We start from the raw sequence: 18,711 nt of genomic DNA, 5'->3' as shown, positions 1-18,711 counted from the left end.
AATGACGAAGTGGAAGCAATGGAGCAAATGGGCAGCTTGGAACAGCCGATTAAAGTGCTGCTAGTTGACGATCACGAGATGGTTCGTATTGGGCTAGCAGCGGTATTAAATACCGAGGACGGCATTGAGGTTGTCGGTGAGGCTAGCAACGGAATGGAAGGTATCCGGCTTGCGCAAGCTTACCGGCCGGATGTTGTGCTGATGGATCTCGTCATGGAAGGTATGGACGGAGTGGAAACGACACGCAGGCTGCTCGAATTGTATCCGGATTGCAAAGTCATTGTATTGACGAGCTACCTCGACGATGGCAAAATGTATCCGGTTATCGAAGCGGGCGCGTTCAGCTACCTGCTCAAGACGTCACGCGCGACAGAGATTGCAGATGCGATTCGGGCTGCGGCACGGGGCCAGTCGGTGCTGGAGTCGCAAGTTGCTGCTAAGATGATGAACCGATTCCGTCAGCCGAAGGCAGAGACCGTGCAGAAACTTCATGAGCAGCTGACGGAGCGGGAGATGGATGTGCTGAAATGCGTAGGCAAAGGTTTATCGAACCAGGAAATTGCGGAAGAGCTGTTCATTGGCATTAAGACCGTCAAGTTCCATGTGACGAATATTTTCGCTAAGCTCGGCGTTGATGATCGAACGCAAGCGGCGATCTATGCGCATAAGCATGGGATTGCGGAATAGGGAGTCATTTGGGCTGGGCCTAACACTTATAAGGTGTTCCACTTCTTGCGGAAGGCAAAAGGAGTAATCCCCTCGCGGGCTTTGAACAGGTTGATGAAGTGGCTGACATGGTCAATGCCGACCTCTTCAGCGATTGCTGCGATCGGTATGCCCGTGTATTTGAGCAGCTCTTTTGCTCTTACAATCCGCAGGAAGATGATGTATTCATTCGGGGACATCCCGACATGCTTCTTAAATTCACGAATGAAATGATATTTGCTCACAGCTGCACTTTTCGCCAATTCATCGAGCCGAAGTCGTTCGGCATAGCTGCGCTCTATTTTGCGAATGGTCGTGGAAATGAAGGCAGGGACTGTTGTGGACGCGGAGTCGCCGATGTGGGCGGATACGATGAGCTCGGTAACGAGCTCGGTTAACAGCTTGGCACCAAGTAATTCCGTGTGAGGCGTCGTCTGCTCATGCACATCAATCAAGCTTCGAATAAAGCCGAGTACAGGTGATTCTCGCTGCAGCTGCAGAAGAGGGTCGCCTTTTTTGGCATAGGTATCGTAATAGTGACTGCTTGCGCCGCCGTAGAAGTGAACCCACGCAAACTCCCAATGCCCGCTGCGTGCCGTCCGGTAATGCTGATAAGCCATACAATCGATGAAGAAGAGCGAGCCTGCCCCAAGCTTATATGTATGCCCGCCATAGTCCAGCAAGCCTTCCCCCGACACCGTACAGACCATCAAATAAGAGGGCAGATGCTGCCGTTCTGTAAAATAAGCCGAGTCCGTCCAAAAGTAGCCCGCCTCCTGCACATACATCAGCGAAGATCTAGCAGCGACACTTGGCGATGTGATGACCCGGATCGAATGGTTCGACCAGCTATGCGATGCTTTCTCCGTATATTGCTGCGGCATGGCAATTTGCCTCCTCCTGAGACTTGTTAATTTCATTATGAACAGCTGGCTCATACAAAAGCAATATTCTGTTATTTCAAAGCAACATACGGCGATGTAACTTGAGATGCTAGCGCATACAATGGGGCTAGTTATTCTACTATTGGTGCACTGGAGGCGCTGCTCATGTCCCTGCTTACCCCGATAAAACCAACCAAAAAACCGCGTATTGGCTTATATTCCATCGGCCTTGAAGCGTATTGGCCGCAATTTCCCGGTTTGCGAGAGCGGCTCATTGAATATGGCAACCATCTGGAGAAGAAGATGGAAGAGCATGGTGAAGTGTTTTACTTCGGTCTCGTCGATGCGGAAGGGAGAGGACGCCAGGCTGGGGAGTATTTCAATGAGAACAATGTTGACCTTATCTTCTGCCATACCGCGACATACTCGACCAGCTCAACTGTGCTGCCTATCCATCAAATTTGCTCAAAGCCGGTCATTGTGCTCAATTTGCAGCCGACCGCTCGCATTAACTATGCGCAGTCTACTACGGGGGAATGGCTCGCGCATTGCGGCGCATGTCCGGTGCCGGAGATTTCTAATGCGTTCAATCGGGCGGGCATTCGCTTTCGTGTCGTTAATGGTTTGCTTGGACTTGACTATACGCCAGTGGGCTCGCTCACCGATGAAGTGACGCATGAACGACCCGAAGCTTTGCGGGCTTGGCGTGAAATAACGGAGTGGATCAAAGCGGCCGGCGTCGTGCGGTCGATGCGCCATGCGCGATTCGGTTTTCTTGGCAATACGTACAGTGGGATGCTCGATATGTATAGTGATTTCGCGATGGTGCAGGCGCAGCTGGGGCTTCATATTGAGGTGCTGGAGATGTGCGATCTGGATCGTTTCCTGCAGGAGGTTACGGATGAGGAGGTCGCGGCAAAGCTCGAGGAAGTGTACGAGATGTTCGAGATTAGCGGAGATTCGCCGTCCGATCCGATTGCTCGCAAGCCGACCGTGGAGCAGCTTGACTGGTCTGCGAGAGTTGCGGTTGCACAGGAGAAGCTCGTGCGGGCGTATGATCTCGATGCGCTTACTTATTACTACCACGGGCAGAACGGGAACGACTACGAGAAGCTGCAATCAGGCTTTATTGTCGGGCATTCGCTGCTCACAGCGCGGGGCATTCCTTGTTCGGGCGAAGGTGATCTGAAGACGGCGATCGGGATGAAAATATGCGATATCCTCTGCACTGGGGGAAGCTTCTCGGAAATTGTCGTGGTGGATTATGTGGATGAGACGATCTTGCTCGGGCATGACGGACCGTTCCATATTGCGATTGCGGAAGGAAAGCCGATTCTGCGGGGGATGGGGCTCTATCACGGCAAGAGGGGAACTGGCGTATCCGTTGAGGCGAAGGTGAAGCGGGGGCGGATAACGACGCTCAATATTACGCAAACCGGCGATGGCAAAATGGGCATGGTCATCAGCGAAGGAGAGGCGACAGACGGCGAGATTATGACAATTGGCAATACGCAGACACATGTGAAATTCGCGCTGCACCCTGATGAATATATGGAGAAGTGGTTCGCTGAGGCGCCTACGCATCACTGCGCGATTGCCGTCGGCAACCAGGCAGGGCAGTTCAAGAAGGTGGCGGAGCTGCTGCAAATGCGGAATGTGACGCTGTGTAAAAATTAGAGGGGCAACTGGTTGGTTAGTTGAAGAGCCTATGCATCACAGTACGATGGCAGTTGGAAACCAGGCCGGGCAGTTCAAGAAGGTGGAGGAATTGTTGCAGTTGTGTGGGCGATAGATGTGATAGATGCAGGTGTGATAGATGCGGGTGTGACAGATGCAGGTGTGACAGATGCAGGTGTGTTAGATGTGGGTTTGACAGATGGGAAAAGTGAAGCTTGTAAAAACTAGTTTTGGTGGAGGGTTGTCGCTATGGAACGTGTTTCCTTTGTACTGCAAATTGATGAGAGCAACCGAGAAGCTTATATCGAGCGGCATAAACAAGTGGACCCAGAGCTGCTGAAGGCTTTCGGCGAGGTTGGCATCAAGACGTATAGCATCTTTATGGATGGCGGCAGGCTGTTCGCATATATGGAGGTGGAAAACTTCGCTGAGGCAATGTCGGCGCTGGAGAGGCATCCGGCGAACGTTCAGTGGCAGCAGTTTATGGAGGATTTGCTTGTGAAGCATCATGAGGGCGGGACGGTGAAAGTGATCCCGGAGGTGTTTTATTATTCGGGTGAGTAGAGTTATAGGGTAAGGGCAGGGAGGCGAGGGCAAGGCCGAGGTCAAGAGCAAGAGCAAGAGCAAGAGCAAGAGTGTCACTAAGGGATTTACATTCTATTGGGGTTAAAAGCGTCGAAAGAAGTCCATTAGACCAGCTACATTCGCGAAATTCGCCGGATATTCTTCAAAGAAGTCCGCTAGACCAGCTACATCCGTGCGATTCGCTGGATATCTGTCAAGGAAGTCCACTAGACCAGCTACAATTGCCTAATTCGACGAATTTCCGTCAAAGAAGTCGACTAGACCAGCTACATTTGCTCGACTCGCCGAACCACCGCTAATGTAGAGCCCTGGAGTACACTCTTTAGCTCAATTTGCCGGAATTCTGCCAATGTAGAGCCCTGGAGTATACTCATTGGCTCGATTCGTCGGATTTGCGTCTATGTAGAGCCTCTTTAGCTTGGTTTGCTGGGAATGGTGAAAGAATGTCCCTGAGGGATCTACTTTATTCTGGGCTGCTCCTGATTTGGAGCGGTCTGTTTTATTTTGGCGGGAAGGGGTGAAGGGTGAGAAGGTGGTTGTAGATGGCATCGAAATCGCTGATACCGAATGTTGGAGAAGCGTGGTGTAGGGGGATATCGAAAGTGTCCCAGCTAGCAATCATCACAATATTGGATAATTGGAGCAGCGGCTCGTCCTTAGGATTGCGAAGAAGCATAAGCTTTGGGTAGTGCTCTTGTTTAAAGCCTTCAACAAGCACGAAGTCGACATGCTGCATATGGGTAAGGAGGGCGGAGAGCGACTCGGTTCGGTTGCTAATAATGGCGCTGCGGGACGCGGAACTGATCGCGGTAATATCCGCGCCGGCCTCTTGATGCTGCCACGTGTCCGTACCTGGCGTATCCATCGTGAACTCGTGTGCGTCGTGTTTCGCTGTGCCAACGGTGAAGCCTGCTTGTTTCAGCTTACGGGTTAACTGGGAGAGAAGCGTTGTTTTGCCGCTGTTCTTATAGCCGACGATTTGGAACACGAATGGTGCTTGCTGTGACTGTGCGGGTACGGAATGGTAGCTGTTTTGGTCAGATGACATCGCGCTCAGTGCTCCTTGTAAAGGGTAATAGATAGAGATGAATTAAGTATAGCATAAGCTTGTATTACGGAATTAAGTGTTTCTGTTACAATGGGGAGATAGATGGTTACGGAAGCGTAAAGGAGTAGATGGCTGTGCAACTGCAGGGGGAGACGCGTTTTAGCAGGCGCGCGGTCAAAGTGGACGAGGCGATTCGCCTTGTTGTTGAAGCGGCTGAAGTGGGGCGGCATGAGCATGTCCCGCTGTGGGAGGCTTACGGCCGCTATCTGGCGGAGCCGCTTGTTGCGACGACGGATTGGCCGCCTTTTGCGCGGTCGGGGCTGGATGGCTTCGCCGTCCGCAGCGCAGATACGGCACTGGCGTCACCGAGTGAACCGGTGACGCTGCGCGTGGTGGACACGGCCCGCGCGGGCGAGCTTGCCTCCGCTGCCGTGGAGCCAGGCACCGCCGTCCGCATTATGACCGGCGGCGCGGTGCCATTGGGGGCGGACGCCGTCGTCATGCTGGAGCAGACGGCGGACGCTCTTATTGACGGGCGACCCGCGGTGTGCGTGAAACGCGCCACGGAGCCCGGGCAGAACATTGCGCCCCTCGGCGAAGAATTCCGCCGGGGGAGCATGCTTGCGGAGCCCGGCACGAAGCTGCGGCCGGGCCATGTCGCTTTGCTCGGCACGTTTGGCTGCGCCGACGTGCCGGTCTTCGCGCGCCCGCGCGTAGCGGTGCTGGCAACCGGCACGGAGCTGCTGCCGGTTGAGGCGCCGCTAGAGCCGGGGCGCATCCGCGACAGCAATAGCGCGATGATCGCCGCGCTTGTGCAGCAAAACGGCGGCGTTCCGCTGCTGCTCGGCCGAGTTCCGGACGAGCCGGAGGCAGCGGCTCGCGCGATTGCGGCTGCGCTCGCGTTGAGCGACATCATCATCACCACCGGCGGTGTGTCGGTCGGTGATTATGATGTGATGGCGAGCCTGCTCGCAGGCTTGCCCGCCGCCGGCACCGGCACGGAGGCGGGGCAAGCTCCGGCGGCGTCCGAGCCAAGCGCTCCCGCCGCGACTAGCGCACCTACCACGGCGGCCGCGCCAAGCACGTCAGCCGAGCTGCCCCCGGGCAGCCGCCTCTTATTCAACAAGGCGGCGATGCGCCCAGGTAGTCCGACGTCCGCCGCTGTTGTCGGGGGCAAGCTGCTGCTCGCGCTGTCGGGCAATCCCGGAGCCTGCTTCGTCGGCTTCGAGCTTTTTGCGAGGCCAGCGCTGCGCCGGCTTCAAGGCGTCGCCGCCGCTGAAGCGCTGCCGAAGCAGGCAACCGCGAAGCTTGCCGCAGGCTTCGCCAAAGGCAGCCCGCATGAACGATTCGTGCGAGCGCGTCTGTACACTGAACGCGGTGTACTTTACGCCGATCCGCTGGCGTTCGGCAAGTCAAGCATGATGGCGTCCATCCCAGACGCAGACTGCCTTATCCGACTGAAGCCCGGCTCCATCGGTGCAGAGTCCGGTGCTATCGTCGATGTCATTCTCCTTTAAAAAGAATAAACCCACTCATCGAGAGCGGGTCAGAGTGCTCGAAAAGGAGTTCTTCGGAACTTTCTCTCGAGAACTTTCTTTTCATTAACTCTCAACTCTTCGAGCCGATTTTTTCCGTTATGTTCAACTCTTCGAGCCGCAACAAGTGGTCGGAAATAGTAAGGAAAGGCAGTGACTATAGTCACTGCCTCATCAAAAATACGTTTTCGGTTTGCCATTCTTCGTTTGCCGCTCATCATTTGCGCCGCTTCACATTGTCGCTAAGCCTCCGTGTTCCCCTACAAACCCATCCATCCACTCACATAAATGAATTCAAAAACAGCCCGCCAAGCGGAAGCTGCAAATACGAGCCGGACGAGGCGCGGTAGAGAGTGAACGACTGGAAGCCGCTCGCCTTTGTGCTGATCAGAGATTCTGTCGGCAGCTCCGACAGTTGGTTAATCGTCTGCTGCAGCCGAGATGCAAGTCCGTGACGGCCGCTGATGATGCGGCTTACATCGTCTGGCTGAGCTTCCATTGCAGCACCAAGCTTCTCTTCATCTAACTGCCATTTGCCTTGCTGCGATTGTGAAATTCCGAGCGAAGCAAGCTCAGGGCTTCGCAGTACATCATCCACACGCTGTTTCAGCACTGGGTTTAAGTAGCCAGATGAATCGTAAGTATCTTGTAGCGAATTGACTTCACTGATGACCGACTGCAGCTGGCTGTGCAGCGCTTCGGAATTATTTCGTACCTTAATCTTGAAATCAGCAGGTGAGGTCATTTCGTCTAGCGAGATTCGTACAAGGCCATGCTGCAAAACGATCGTATTCGACTCATTCGAATCATACATTTTGCCATCCACTAGAACGTGCATGTCCGACCCCTTAACGACCGCTCGGTCTGCGCCGCTCGAAGCAATAATACTGCCTCTCTGATCCTGAAGCGCGAAAGCATGTTCCGTTCCTACCCCGCCAGCATCGACGACTAGCTTAACCGTCCCGTTCGTTTGATTCTCCTGCACAGATGCTGTTACGCCGAGTTTAGCCCCATTGATGCTGCTTTGCAATCTGCCGAGAGCAGCCGCATTCGTATCTCCGGGACGAATGACGGTAGAGAGCGAGTGTGTCTGCCCGCCTACTTGAAGCGTGAAAATGTGTGCGCCAGAGTTGATGATAGAAGGCGCATTCTTCGTCAGTTCGTAGCCTTGATTCTGCTGAGACTTAGCAAGCGATGCAACTTGAACACTGTAGTCCGTACGGGCTGCGCTTGCGTCAGCATCGCCGGTTACACCAGCAGTGCCTGTCCCATCAACTTGCACCGAGCGCTGTTCGAACGCCGACTTTCCCTTCATCCGAATGTCTGATAGCGCAGAGCTGACCTTTTTGCTCTGAGCGAGCCAATCCGCGGAGCTGTTCGCAGCAGCCTTCAGCGCAGCCTGTGCCTGCTTCGGTAGCGTAAAGCTGCCCACCGAGCCGCGTGCCGGGATGGATGCGGCGACCTGCTTCCTCGTATTTTGCGACATCAATGATAAATAGCCTTGGCCTGAATAGGGATAAAGTGCGTACCGCTCGACGGGCTGGACCGGTTCCCTCGTATGGCGAACCGTCCCGAATACAGCGGGCATGGAATAAGGCAGAACCATAGCAATCCCTCCGCTCGCGATTGTTCATCTATCATATAGTTTAAATAAAATTTTCCAATTTGTCGATTGTCTTCTAAGCACTTCTATCAATGAAAAAGCCCTCACCACAACGCCGCGAAGCTGCAAGCGAGAGGGTATGGGCTTTGGATGCCGAATTATATGAGCAGGAACAGAAATGCAAGGGACGCCAAGTCAAACGCAAGTGCCTCGCCAAAGAATGAATTATTTCCATACCCGTAATAAGGATCGCCATAGTAGTTAGAATCGTAAGGATAATAAGCCTGCGTCTGTGCGGCTTCCTTCGTCTGAGACTTGCCCTCTACCGCTGGTTTGCTCGGTTTGCCGCCTTTTTTCTTCTTCACCTTCGTATTCGTTACTTTACCCAGCTGACCAACCGTAGTGCCTGTAGTCTTCTGTTGCATGCTTGCTTCCGTTTCATTCAGCATAATACGGCCGCCGTGGCACCGGCTGAGAATACCGACATGGCGCTCACCTTCGTTCGTGACCACACAGACAGGCATGCCGCAGTACTGTTTAATCGTATCTTCATGAAGTGGATATATAGGTTGCAACTTCGATGACACCTCCCCTTTGGGTTCCTGTGACAGTGTATTCACCTACAGGTAAGTGCGTATGGATATTTACCTACTACTTATTAGGATAAAAGTTTCCTTGAAGGGAGCGGATCTTCAGATGCCAGCTAACCATAGCCGTCAGCCAAAAGGCGGCATGCTCGCCGTGGTCGTTCTGCTGCTCATCCTCGTAACCAGGACCCTATGGCATAACCGCAACCTACCTGCGACATCGAGTGCCGAATTTGCTGTATCGCATGATTTTGAACAAGTGTGGAAATGGAGCAGTACGACCTATGTGGGCGGAGCGGAAAAAGCGCACTGGTCGTTCCGTTGGGACGGTGGGGCGAAGGCTGATGGCATCGAGCGGCTTGCCGAAGCGCTTGGATTCACGCTGTCAACCGGCTTGGACGGTGATGCGCCAGTTGATATTACGGCAACGAACGATGCGGACAGGCTGAAGCTGTGGGTCCGTTCGAAGCCAGCAGGGCAGCTAGGCGATTCTTCCAAAATGCCATATGAGCTTGTATTGCTGCTGGATACGGCGAGAGGATCCGATAGCAAGTCGATTGCAGATGAGGTTCATAAGGTGGAAAATGCGGCAATTGCTGCTGGTTTGCTTTTGCAGGGAGGGTTTACTGTACGTGGAGAAATGGTGCAAGCAGATGCGCCTGACCGAATTGCGGCTGCAGCGGGGGCTACGGAAGTGGAGGCGTACGACGACAGCCATACTTCCAGCTTGACGTATTATAGTAAGTCGCTGCAAAGCGGCGTACAAAGCGGGGCGACGAAGGTGAATTTGCAAATTGCAGGCGCGCTGACAACAGGCGAAGCTGCTCGTGAACTCATCATTGGAGTACCGCTAATAACAGGCGATTATACGGAGCAGAAATAAGATAATAAGCCTGCTCCGGGGCGATATTTTATCGGTGCATGAATAGCATCTACTGGCTCAATATGCTAAACTAACATAAATTGATCCATACAGTACTTGTATGAAAATACATAACAGAATGAGGGAAAAGACCGAAGTGAGCAAACTGGATACGATTGCCGCAGAGGGTGCGGTTTATTATTTGTTTGGAGCTACAGGCGATTTAGCGCGTAGGAAGCTATTTCCTGCGCTTTTCAGCTTATATAAGGAAGGCAAGCTAGCTGAGAACTTCGCTGTTGTCGGACTTGCGCGCAGACCGCGGACGAATGAGCAATTCCGTGCTGACGTGTATGAATCGATTGGTGAATTCTGCCGCTACAAGGCTGACGATGCCGAGCTGTGGGAACGGTTTGCGGAGCATTTTGTCTACATGTCTCTTGATATTAACAATGTCGACGGCTTCCGCGAGCTTGCGCGCCTCAGCCAAGGGCTGGACGAGAAATTCAACATTCCAGGCAACCGCCTGTTCTACTTGGCGCTTGCGCCTAATTTGTTCGGACCTGTCTCGTTCAATCTGCGTGATGGCGGTCTCCTCGAGTCGCAGGGCTGGAATCGCCTCGTAATCGAGAAGCCGTTCGGCTACGATCTGGAATCCGCTCGTGAGCTGAACAAACAGCTGAACCAAGTGTTCCAGGAGTCGGAGATTTACCGGATCGACCATTACCTTGGTAAGGAAATGGTGCAAAATATTGAAGTACTGCGGTTCTCGAACGCATTTTTTGAGCCGCTGTGGAACAATAAACATATTGCCAATGTCCAAATTTCGCTATCGGAAACGGTTGGCGTCGAAGAGCGCGGTGGCTATTACGATAAGTCAGGCGCATTGCGCGACATGGTACAGAACCATTCGATGCAGATGCTGGCGATGATTGCGATGGAGCCGCCAAGCCGTCTTCACCCGGAAGATATCCGCGATGAGAAGGTTAAAGCGCTTCGTTCGCTCCGTCCGTTCGAGTCGGCTGCCGAAGTGAACCAGCATGTTATTCGCGGTCAATATAGCGAAGGCTCAACCGGCGATAAAGCGCTTAGCGGCTACCGCCAAGAGGATTCGGTTAATCCGGATTCGACGACGGAGACCTATTTTGCGGCTCGTGTGTACCTGGATAATTTCCGCTGGGCGGGCGTACCCTTCTACATCCGTACAGGCAAGCGCTTGCCTGTGAAGACTACCGAGGTCGTTATCGAGTTCAAGAATGTACCGGACAACATGCTGTTCGCACAGCGTCATGATCTGGCGCCGAACCTGCTCGTTATTCGGGTGAACCCGATGGAAGGCATCTATATCAAGATCAATGCAAAGAAGCCAGGTGTCGACAACGTCGTTCAGCCGGTTTCGATGGAGTTCTGCCAAAGCTGCATGATCGGCATCAATACGCCTGAAGCGTACGAGCGCCTCATCTATGACGCGGCTCGCGGCGAATCGACCTACTTCACCCGCTGGGATGAAGTGGCGGAGGCATGGTCGTTCGTTGACCGTATCGCAGCAGCATGGCGCGAAGATAGCTCCAATCTGCAACTCTATCCTGCGGGCTCGTGGGGACCGAAGAGCGCTGAAGCGCTGCTCGCAGCAGACGGCTTCCACTGGTGGCCGGTGAACGGGCAAGCTGAAGATAATGTCATCTGGATTTCGGGTGGACCGAAGTGACCTAAGGCAGTCTTAGGCGCACGCGGATGGGCCTGAAGCATATGCTGGAGGATAGCGAGACGACCCAAGACGATTGACCGAATTAGAGTGAGGCATGTAAAGGACGAAGGGAATAGCGATGAGCAAACTTACGATAACAGATGAAATAAAGCAAGAAGTCGAGAGACGGCGCACGTTCGCCATTATCTCTCACCCGGATGCGGGTAAAACAACACTAACGGAGAAGCTGCTCCTGTTCGGGGGCGCTATCCGTGAAGCGGGTTCCGTTAAGGCGCGTAAGGCGAGCCGCCACGCAACAAGTGACTGGATGGAAATCGAGAAGCAGCGGGGTATCTCCGTTACTTCCTCGGTTATGCAGTTCGATTATAGCGGACATCGCGTAAACATTCTGGATACGCCTGGTCACCAAGACTTCTCTGAAGATACGTACCGGACGCTTACTGCAGCGGACAGCGCCGTGATGCTGATTGACGTCGCGAAGGGCGTCGAGGCACAGACGATTAAGCTGTTCCAGGTGTGCAGCAAGCGCGGCATTCCAATCTTCACATTCATCAACAAGCTTGACCGTGAAGGGAAGAGCCCGTTCGAGCTGATGGAAGAATTGGAGCGCGTGCTTGGCATTCGTGCGGTTCCGATGAACTGGCCGATCGGCACGGGCCGCGAGCTGTGCGGCGTCTACGACCGGATGAAGACTCAGGTGGAGTTGTTTAATGGGAACGACCATTCGACGATCACGGTTGAGAAAGTAGCCGATTACAACGATCCGCATATTCGCGAGATGGCTGGCGATTATCTGACTGATCAGCTGATTGCGGATCTAGAGCTACTGGACGTTGCGGGCGATCAGTTCGATTATGAGAAAGTGCGTGCAGGCGAGCTTACGCCGCTGTTCTTCGGCAGTGCGGTGAACAACTTCGGCGTGCAGACGTTCCTTGAGAACTTCCTGCAGCTGGCGCCTTCGCCGACTCCAAGACAGAGCACGAGCGGAACTGTCGATCCGATGAGCGAGAAGTTCTCGGGTTACGTCTTCAAAATCCAGGCGAACATGAACCCTGCGCACCGCGATCGTATTGCGTTCCTGCGTATTTGCTCGGGTCGCTTCGAACGCGGCATGAGTGTACGCCATGTGCGTAATGGCAAAGACATCAAGCTGTCGCAGCCGCAGCAGTTCTTGGCGCAGGATCGGGACATCGTTGAGAACGCCTATCCGGGCGATATTATCGGTTTGTTCGATCCGGGTATCTTCCGTATCGGCGATTCGTTGTCGCAGGGCAGCGAAATCGTATTCGACGAGCTGCCGACGTTCTCGCCGGAGATTTTCGCGAAAGTAACGGTGAAGAACGCTTTGAAGCATAAGCAATACCAGAAAGGTATTGACCAGCTGACCGAGGAAGGCACGATTCAAGTGTTCCGCTCGACAGGCGGCTTCGAAGAGACGATTCTCGGCGTTGTCGGTCAGCTGCAATTCGAAGTATTCGAGCATCGGATGCGTGCCGAGTACGGCGTAGAAATCCAGCTGCACCGGATGACATTCCAGTTCGCCCGCTGGATTGTAGATGATAAGATTGACCCGACCAAGTACCGGATTAATTCCACACTTGTGAAGGATAAGAAAGAGAATTATGTTGCGCTATTCGAGAATGAATACGCAATGCGTACAGCAATGGAGAAGAACCCTACTTCCAAGTTCTTGGAAATGGCACCTTAATTATCGCTGTCGCAGGATGGAAGGCTTCGTCGAACAGCCGGTTAAGGACACGTCCTTGACCGGCTGTTTTTATTGGAGAGGAGATAAAGCTGAACATGTCAACTTCACGCGTACTACGATGGGTTTCCGGCGGGATTGAAGCATTTCTGGGTATCCCGATAGTCGGGGGATTATTCGTCATCTCGATGTCTTGGACCCCACTGCTTGTCATGTTAATTCTTCATATCGTAACACTTGTTTTCTGTTCCACGGAGAAGAAAGCGAGGCACGGCAGCATTCTCGGCATTATTACTTCGGTTGTTGCATGGATTCCGTTTCTCGGTATGATTATGCATATCCTTACAGCGATTCTGCTTATGGTAAGTGCAGCCAAGGATCGGAACGAAGCGGTCCCGCCGCCGAATCCGCCGCACCCTAACAGCTTTTGAAAATATCAGAAAAAGCGCCTGAAGTCGTAATTTTACATATTGACAGGCGCTTTTTTGCATGAGAAAATGTACGCGTGTACATTTCCAGTAACATGGAAGGGAGGAAGGGCTTATTCGTAGAAAAGTTGCGGAGCTTGCAGGCGTATCGGAAGCGACAGTGTCCCGAGTATTAAGCGGCGCTGATAACGTAAAGGAAGAAACAGCGAGACGGGTTATGGAAGCGGCTAATAAGCTAGGGTATGTTCCGAATGCGCTGGCACAGCGGTTTGCGCTGCGCAGAAGCGGCAACCTTGGCATCATCCTGCCTATGCTGCCTAAAGTGAATCTCTTCTCTACGCACTACTTCTCTGAAGTGTTAAGCGGCATTGGGATAACGGCCAAGCAGCGGGGCTATGATCTGCTGCTCTTGTTCCGTGAACCTCATGAGCCACGGGATTACGCCAGCTTATTTCGAACGCAGAAGATTGACGGGTGCATCATCTTAGGCGCGCAGGACGTTCCTTCTGAACGGGCAGCACTGCGGGAGTTGAAAGAAGGAGAGTACCCGTTCTGTCTAGTCAATCAGCGTTTCGAGGGTGAAGCATTCAGCACCGTAGACGCCGATCAGCGTATGGGCAGCTATCATGCAGGCAAACATCTTGTGAAACAAGGCTATCGTCGTATCTGTTTCTTGAACGGTCCGGCGGAGTATTCGAACAGCTTAGATCGACTGAAAGGTTACCAGCAGGCACTAAAGGAAGCGGGCTTGCCGTTTATTCCTGAGCATGTTCTCATCGGCAACTATAGTCGAAAGAGCGGCTACGGAATTTCGGAAGCGGTTGCAAAGCTGGTGGAGAGCGGTGAAGTAGATGCCGTAATTGCCGCGAACGACCGGATGGCCATTGGGCTCATGCAAGGACTCAAGGAGCAAGGCATACGCATCGGTGAGTATCTTGCGCTCGTCGGCTGCGACGATTCCGACATATCTCGGATGACTGAGCCGGCGCTAAGTTCCATCCGCGTTCCGTTCTATGAGGTCGGCTGCGAGGCGGCTTCACGGCTGCTCGATGCGATGTCTGAGAACGAACCGCCTGCCCCTTTCGAAATCAAACTGCCTGTGAAACTGATTGAACGTGCATCATCCCAAGTATCCAGAGAGACTCGCGATTAATTGACGGAAGTAAACCCAATTCGCTTGAGAGGATGAAATAAGAAGATGAGCAAAATTCGAGTCGGTATGATTGGTTATAAATTTATGGGAAAGGCCCATAGCAACGGTTATCGTGCTCTCCCGATGTTTTTCCCGAAGGTCGTTCGCCCAGAGATGGCTGTCATCTGCGGACGTGACGCTGTTGCTCTTGAGCAGGCGCGCGCACAATACGGCTGGGAGCAAGCGGAGACTGACTGGCGCAAGCTGATCGCCCGTGACGATGTAGATTTGGTTGATATCAACGCGCCAAGCGACGCGCACAAAGAAATTGCGATTGCGGCCGCTGAAGCGGGCAAGCATATTTTCTGCGAAAAGCCGCTTGCACTAAATCTGGCAGATTCCATTGAAATGCTGAATGCGGCTGAGAAAGCTGGCGTGAAGCATATGGTCGGCTTCAACTACCGTTTCGCGCCTGCGATTCAGCTGGCTAAGAAGCTCGTTACAGAAGGTCGTCTCGGTGAAATCTATCACTTCCGCGGATTCTTCCTGCAAGACTGGATCGTCGATCCTTCGTTCCCGCTCGTATGGCGCTTGCAGAAGGAAATCGCCGGTTCCGGTGCGCATGGCGACCTTGGCGCGCATGTCATCGACATGGCTCGTTTCCTCGTTGGCGAAATCAAAGAGGTTATCGGCATGAGCGAGACGTTTGTCAAAGAGCGTCCATTGGAAGCATCGTCAAGTGAGCTTAATACTGGACTTAGCAAAAAGGCGGACAAAGACGCACCGCGCGGCGCAGTAACGGTTGATGATGCGACATTGTTCCTAGCTCGTTTCGCAAACGGCGCCCTCGGCAGCATCGAAGCGACTCGCTTCGCGCCAGGCCACCGCTGCACGAACTCGTTCGAGATTAACGGCAGCAAGGGCAGTATTAAATTTGATTTTGAGCGCGTCAATGAGCTGGAAGTGTTCTTCACGGACGATGCTGCTGACGTACAAGGCTTCCGCCGTGTTCACGCGACAGAAGGTGCACACGCTTACAGCGAGGCATGGTGGCCAGCTGGTCACAGTATTGGCTATGAGCACACGTTCACGCACGAGTTCCATGAGTTCATGCTTGCGATTGAAGAAGATCGCCAGCCGGTACCGAACTTCGTGGACGGCGTAGAATGCCAAGCTGTATTGGAAGCGGTCGACAAGTCGATTGAGGAACGCCGCTGGGTTTCGATTTCAGAGCTGAGATAAACATACTTTGGTAAGAAGGACGGTATCACCAATGAAAAAAGCACTCATCGTTTGGGGCGGCTGGGATGGTCATCAGCCGAAGGAAGTCGCTGAAGTTTGTGAAGGCGTGTTGAAGGAAGAAGGGTTCGACGTAACCGTATCGGATACGCTGGATGCTTACAAGGATGCGGAGCTGATGGCGTCGCTAGATTTGATCGTGCCGATCTGGACGATGGGTTCCATTACGCAGGAGCAGCTTCGTCCGCTGCTTGATACTGTTGCTGCCGGCTGCGGCATCGCAGGGTGTCATGGCGGTATGGGCGATTCGTTCCGCAATGATGTCGATTACCAGTACATGGTTGGCGGCCAGTGGGTTGCTCATCCGGGCAATGACGGTGTGCGCTACGATGTGAACATGGTGAGCGAGGATGATCCACTGACGAAGGGCATTGGCGACTTCGAGGTGTGTACGGAGAAGTATTATATGCATGTTGATCCAGCGATTAAGGTGCATGCAACAACGTCGTTTGACGATGTGCTGATGCCAATCGTATGGACAAAAACATGGGGTCAGGGCCGTGTTTATTACAACTCGCTCGGCCACCAAGCGAATATTGTGGCGTTGCCGCAGACGCTTGAGCTGATGCGCCGCGGCTTCCTGTGGGCAGCGAAGTAAGCTTTAACTTTTTTAGTTGAATTGTTCATGATTAGAGGAGGCGTACTGTTCTATGAGTCGCGTTAAAGTTGGCATTATCGGCTGCGGAAATATCAGCCATGTCTATTTTACGAATTTGAAGAAATATCCTGAGGTTGAGCTGGTGGCCGCAGCGGATATTGATATTGAACGCGCTCGGAGCCGTGCGCAAGAGTTTAACTTGGAGAAGGCGTATACAGTCGATGAGCTGCTCGCCGATCCGGAGATTGAGATCGTCGTCAATCTGACGATTCCAAAGGCTCATGCTTCGGTCTGCTTGAAAGCGCTTGAAGCTGGCAAAAATGTGTACGTTGAGAAGCCGATCGTCGTGACGCGTGAAGAAGGCCAGCAAGTGCTGAAGCTTGCTGCAGAGAAAGGGCTCCGTGTCGCGAGCGCGCCGGAGACATTCCTTGGCGGCGGCATTCAAACTTGCCGTAAGCTCATTGACGATGGGGCAATCGGTACGCCGGTGTCCGCAACAGGGTTCATGCTCTGTGGCGGTCATGAGAGCTGGCATCCGGATCCTGAGTTCTATTATGAGATCGGCGGAGGCCCGATGTTCGATATGGGTCCCTACTATCTGACTGCATTCGTTACGCTGCTTGGTCCGATCAAGCGTGTAACGGGTTCTGCGCGCATCTCGCATCCGACAAGAACGATTACGAGCGAGAAGAAGCGCGGTAAGATCATCGAGGTGGAGACGCCGACGAACATTACCGGTGTGCTAGATTTCGAGAATGGCACGATCGGCACGCTGCTGACGAGCTTCGATGCTGCGGCTGGCACTTCGCTACCGAACATTGAAATTCACGGAAGCGAGGGCACGCTGCTCGTACCAGACCCGAACGGCTTTGGCGGCGTAGTGAAGCTGCGTCGTAGAGGCGGAGACTGGGAAGAGATTTCGCTCACGCATGGTTATACCGATAACAACCGCGGTATTGGCGTAGCGGATATGGCGCGTGCAATTCGCGAAGGCGGCGAGCATCGTGCGAACGGCGAGATGGCGTACCACGTGCTCGAGGCCATGCATGGCATCCATGATGCATCCCGTGAAGGCAAACATTACGAGATGCAGAGCACATGCACGCGTCCGGAACCGATGCCAGCGCTTGAAGCACAATCGAAATAACGATACACTAAAGGAATGAGACAAGAGCAGCTTGCCCGCCTTGGGTAAGCTGCTTCTTTTTGTAAGGACTACATAGTTAGAGGAGCGCATTCGAGCATGAAACGAGTGAAAGTCGGCGTTGTAGGCTGCGGAAATATTAGCCAAATTTATTTTACAAACTTGAAGAAGTACCCTGAAATTGATCTTGTTGCTGCTGCGGATATCGATCTGGAGCGTGCGAAACAGCGTGCGGAAGAGTTCGGTCTCGAGAAGGCTTATACGGTAGAAGAACTGCTGGCTGATCCTGAGATTGAAATTGTCGTCAATCTGACGATTCCGAAGGCTCATGCATCGGTTTGCTTGCAGGCGCTGGAAGCGGGCAAGCATGTGTACGTGGAGAAGCCACTTGCGGTTACACGCGAAGAAGGCAAGAAGGTGCTTGAACTGGCTGCTGCAAAAGGACTTCGCGTTGCTAGTGCACCTGAAACATTCCTTGGCGGCGGTATCCAAACTTGCCGTAAGCTTATTGATGACGGTGCAATCGGTACACCTGTATCCATCTCGGGCTTCATGCTCGGCGGCGGTCCTGAGGGCTGGCATCCGGATCCGGAGTTCTTCTATGAGCTTGGCGGCGGTCCAATGTTCGATATGGGCCCATACTACCTCACTGCTTATATTACTCTGCTTGGTCCAATCCGTAGAGTGACAGGCTCCGCTGTAATCTCGTACCCTGAGCGAACAATTACGAGCGAGAAGAAGAACGGCAAAGTCATTACGGTTGAGACGCCTACGCATATTGCCGGCGTGCTTGATTTCCATAGCGGTGCAGTCGGCACGCTGATCACAAGCTTCGATACGAAGGCAGGCACGTCGCTTCCGAACATCGAAGTGCACGGCAGTGAAGGCTCGATTCTTGTACCAGACCCGAACACTTTCGGCGGTCCCGTGAAGGTTCGCAAGCTGGGCGGCGAGTGGGAAGAAGTAGAACTCACACATGGCAACACGGACAACAACCGTGGTATTGGCGTAGCGGATATGGCACGCGCAATTGTAGAAGGCCGCACTCACCGTGCGAATGGCGCGATGGCTTATCATGTGCTTGAGGCGATGCATGGCTTCCACGATGCTTCCCGTGACGGCAAGCATTACACGATGGAAAGCACATGCGAGCGTCCAGAGGCAATGCCGGTTCTCGAGAGCGAACCATCTCTGTAAGTAGCTCTTAGCTCTAT

The 18,711-nt window shown here is 53.3% G+C and carries 17 protein-coding genes; 13 read left to right on the top strand and 4 right to left on the bottom strand.

Annotated elements, in window-relative coordinates:
* Window positions 1–18 precede the first annotated feature (18 nt).
* Complete coding sequence (locus tag BMY11_RS24400; RefSeq protein ID WP_090582382.1) at window positions 19–687, top strand: response regulator; 669 nt, start codon at window positions 19–21, stop codon at window positions 685–687.
* Window positions 688–713: 26 nt separating this feature from the next.
* Here BMY11_RS24400 and BMY11_RS24395 read toward each other — a convergent pair whose 3' ends face one another.
* A complete protein-coding gene (locus tag BMY11_RS24395; RefSeq protein WP_177182807.1) occupies window positions 714–1,589 on the bottom strand; it encodes a helix-turn-helix domain-containing protein in 876 nt (291 codons plus the stop codon).
* A 165-nt stretch (window positions 1,590–1,754) separates the two neighbouring features.
* On the opposite strand from BMY11_RS24395, the gene BMY11_RS24390 reads away from it, so the two are divergent.
* Together BMY11_RS24390 and BMY11_RS24385 are read left to right on the top strand one after the other, a co-directional pair.
* On the top strand, window positions 1,755–3,266 hold the full coding sequence (locus tag BMY11_RS24390; protein ID WP_090582330.1) for an L-fucose/L-arabinose isomerase family protein: 1,512 nt from the start codon (window positions 1,755–1,757) through the stop codon (window positions 3,264–3,266).
* 249 nt (window positions 3,267–3,515) lie between these two features.
* Window positions 3,516–3,830, top strand: a complete 315-nt coding sequence (locus BMY11_RS24385; protein ID WP_090582328.1) for an L-rhamnose mutarotase — start codon at window positions 3,516–3,518, stop codon at window positions 3,828–3,830.
* A gap of 520 nt (window positions 3,831–4,350) precedes the next feature.
* On the opposite strand, the gene mobB is transcribed toward BMY11_RS24385, so the two are convergent.
* On the bottom strand, window positions 4,351–4,899 hold the full coding sequence (mobB, locus tag BMY11_RS24380; RefSeq protein ID WP_090582326.1) for a molybdopterin-guanine dinucleotide biosynthesis protein B: 549 nt from the start codon (window positions 4,897–4,899) through the stop codon (window positions 4,351–4,353).
* A gap of 128 nt (window positions 4,900–5,027) precedes the next feature.
* Here mobB and glp point away from each other — a divergent pair, with 128 nt between their 5' ends.
* The gene (glp, locus tag BMY11_RS24375; RefSeq protein WP_090582325.1) at window positions 5,028–6,416 is read left to right on the top strand and encodes a molybdopterin molybdotransferase MoeA; all 1,389 of its coding nucleotides are present in this window, start codon (window positions 5,028–5,030) and stop codon (window positions 6,414–6,416) included.
* 298 nt (window positions 6,417–6,714) lie between these two features.
* On the opposite strand, the gene fliD is transcribed toward glp, so the two are convergent.
* Complete coding sequence (gene fliD, locus BMY11_RS24370; protein ID WP_090582323.1) at window positions 6,715–8,040, bottom strand: flagellar filament capping protein FliD; 1,326 nt, start codon at window positions 8,038–8,040, stop codon at window positions 6,715–6,717.
* Window positions 8,041–8,195: 155 nt separating this feature from the next.
* Complete coding sequence (locus tag BMY11_RS24365; RefSeq protein ID WP_090582321.1) at window positions 8,196–8,612, bottom strand: hypothetical protein; 417 nt, start codon at window positions 8,610–8,612, stop codon at window positions 8,196–8,198.
* 121 nt (window positions 8,613–8,733) lie between these two features.
* On the opposite strand from BMY11_RS24365, the gene BMY11_RS24360 reads away from it, so the two are divergent.
* The 9 genes from BMY11_RS24360 (at window position 8,734) to BMY11_RS24320 (ending at window position 18,694) form a co-directional block, all read left to right on the top strand.
* Window positions 8,734–9,507: a YwmB family TATA-box binding protein gene (locus BMY11_RS24360; protein ID WP_177182806.1), complete on the top strand. Its 774-nt coding sequence runs from the start codon at window positions 8,734–8,736 to the stop codon at window positions 9,505–9,507.
* 118 nt (window positions 9,508–9,625) lie between these two features.
* Window positions 9,626–11,191, top strand: coding sequence for a glucose-6-phosphate dehydrogenase (gene zwf / locus BMY11_RS24355; protein WP_090582317.1), 1,566 nt, complete (start codon window positions 9,626–9,628; stop codon window positions 11,189–11,191).
* Window positions 11,192–11,309: 118 nt separating this feature from the next.
* Window positions 11,310–12,899, top strand: a complete 1,590-nt coding sequence (locus tag BMY11_RS24350; protein ID WP_090582315.1) for a peptide chain release factor 3 — start codon at window positions 11,310–11,312, stop codon at window positions 12,897–12,899.
* Window positions 12,900–12,994: 95 nt separating this feature from the next.
* A complete protein-coding gene (locus tag BMY11_RS24345; RefSeq protein ID WP_090582313.1) occupies window positions 12,995–13,327 on the top strand; it encodes a hypothetical protein in 333 nt (110 codons plus the stop codon).
* A gap of 112 nt (window positions 13,328–13,439) precedes the next feature.
* Window positions 13,440–14,477 carry a LacI family DNA-binding transcriptional regulator gene (locus BMY11_RS24340; RefSeq protein ID WP_090582311.1) on the top strand — a complete coding sequence of 346 codons (1,038 nt, stop codon included), beginning with the start codon at window positions 13,440–13,442 and terminating at the stop codon, window positions 14,475–14,477.
* A 45-nt stretch (window positions 14,478–14,522) separates the two neighbouring features.
* Complete coding sequence (locus tag BMY11_RS24335; protein WP_090582309.1) at window positions 14,523–15,698, top strand: Gfo/Idh/MocA family protein; 1,176 nt, start codon at window positions 14,523–14,525, stop codon at window positions 15,696–15,698.
* A gap of 31 nt (window positions 15,699–15,729) precedes the next feature.
* Complete coding sequence (locus BMY11_RS24330; protein ID WP_090582307.1) at window positions 15,730–16,353, top strand: ThuA domain-containing protein; 624 nt, start codon at window positions 15,730–15,732, stop codon at window positions 16,351–16,353.
* A 52-nt stretch (window positions 16,354–16,405) separates the two neighbouring features.
* Window positions 16,406–17,500 carry a Gfo/Idh/MocA family protein gene (locus BMY11_RS24325; protein ID WP_090582305.1) on the top strand — a complete coding sequence of 365 codons (1,095 nt, stop codon included), beginning with the start codon at window positions 16,406–16,408 and terminating at the stop codon, window positions 17,498–17,500.
* A 96-nt stretch (window positions 17,501–17,596) separates the two neighbouring features.
* On the top strand, window positions 17,597–18,694 hold the full coding sequence (locus BMY11_RS24320; RefSeq protein WP_090582302.1) for a Gfo/Idh/MocA family protein: 1,098 nt from the start codon (window positions 17,597–17,599) through the stop codon (window positions 18,692–18,694).
* Window positions 18,695–18,711 lie beyond the last annotated feature (17 nt).

Source organism: Paenibacillus sp. OV219, assembly GCF_900110075.1.
Classification (GTDB): Bacteria; Bacillota; Bacilli; order Paenibacillales; family Paenibacillaceae; genus Paenibacillus_Z.
Note: the sequence above shows the minus strand (reverse complement) of the source record. Positions and strands in the feature narration are given on the sequence as shown.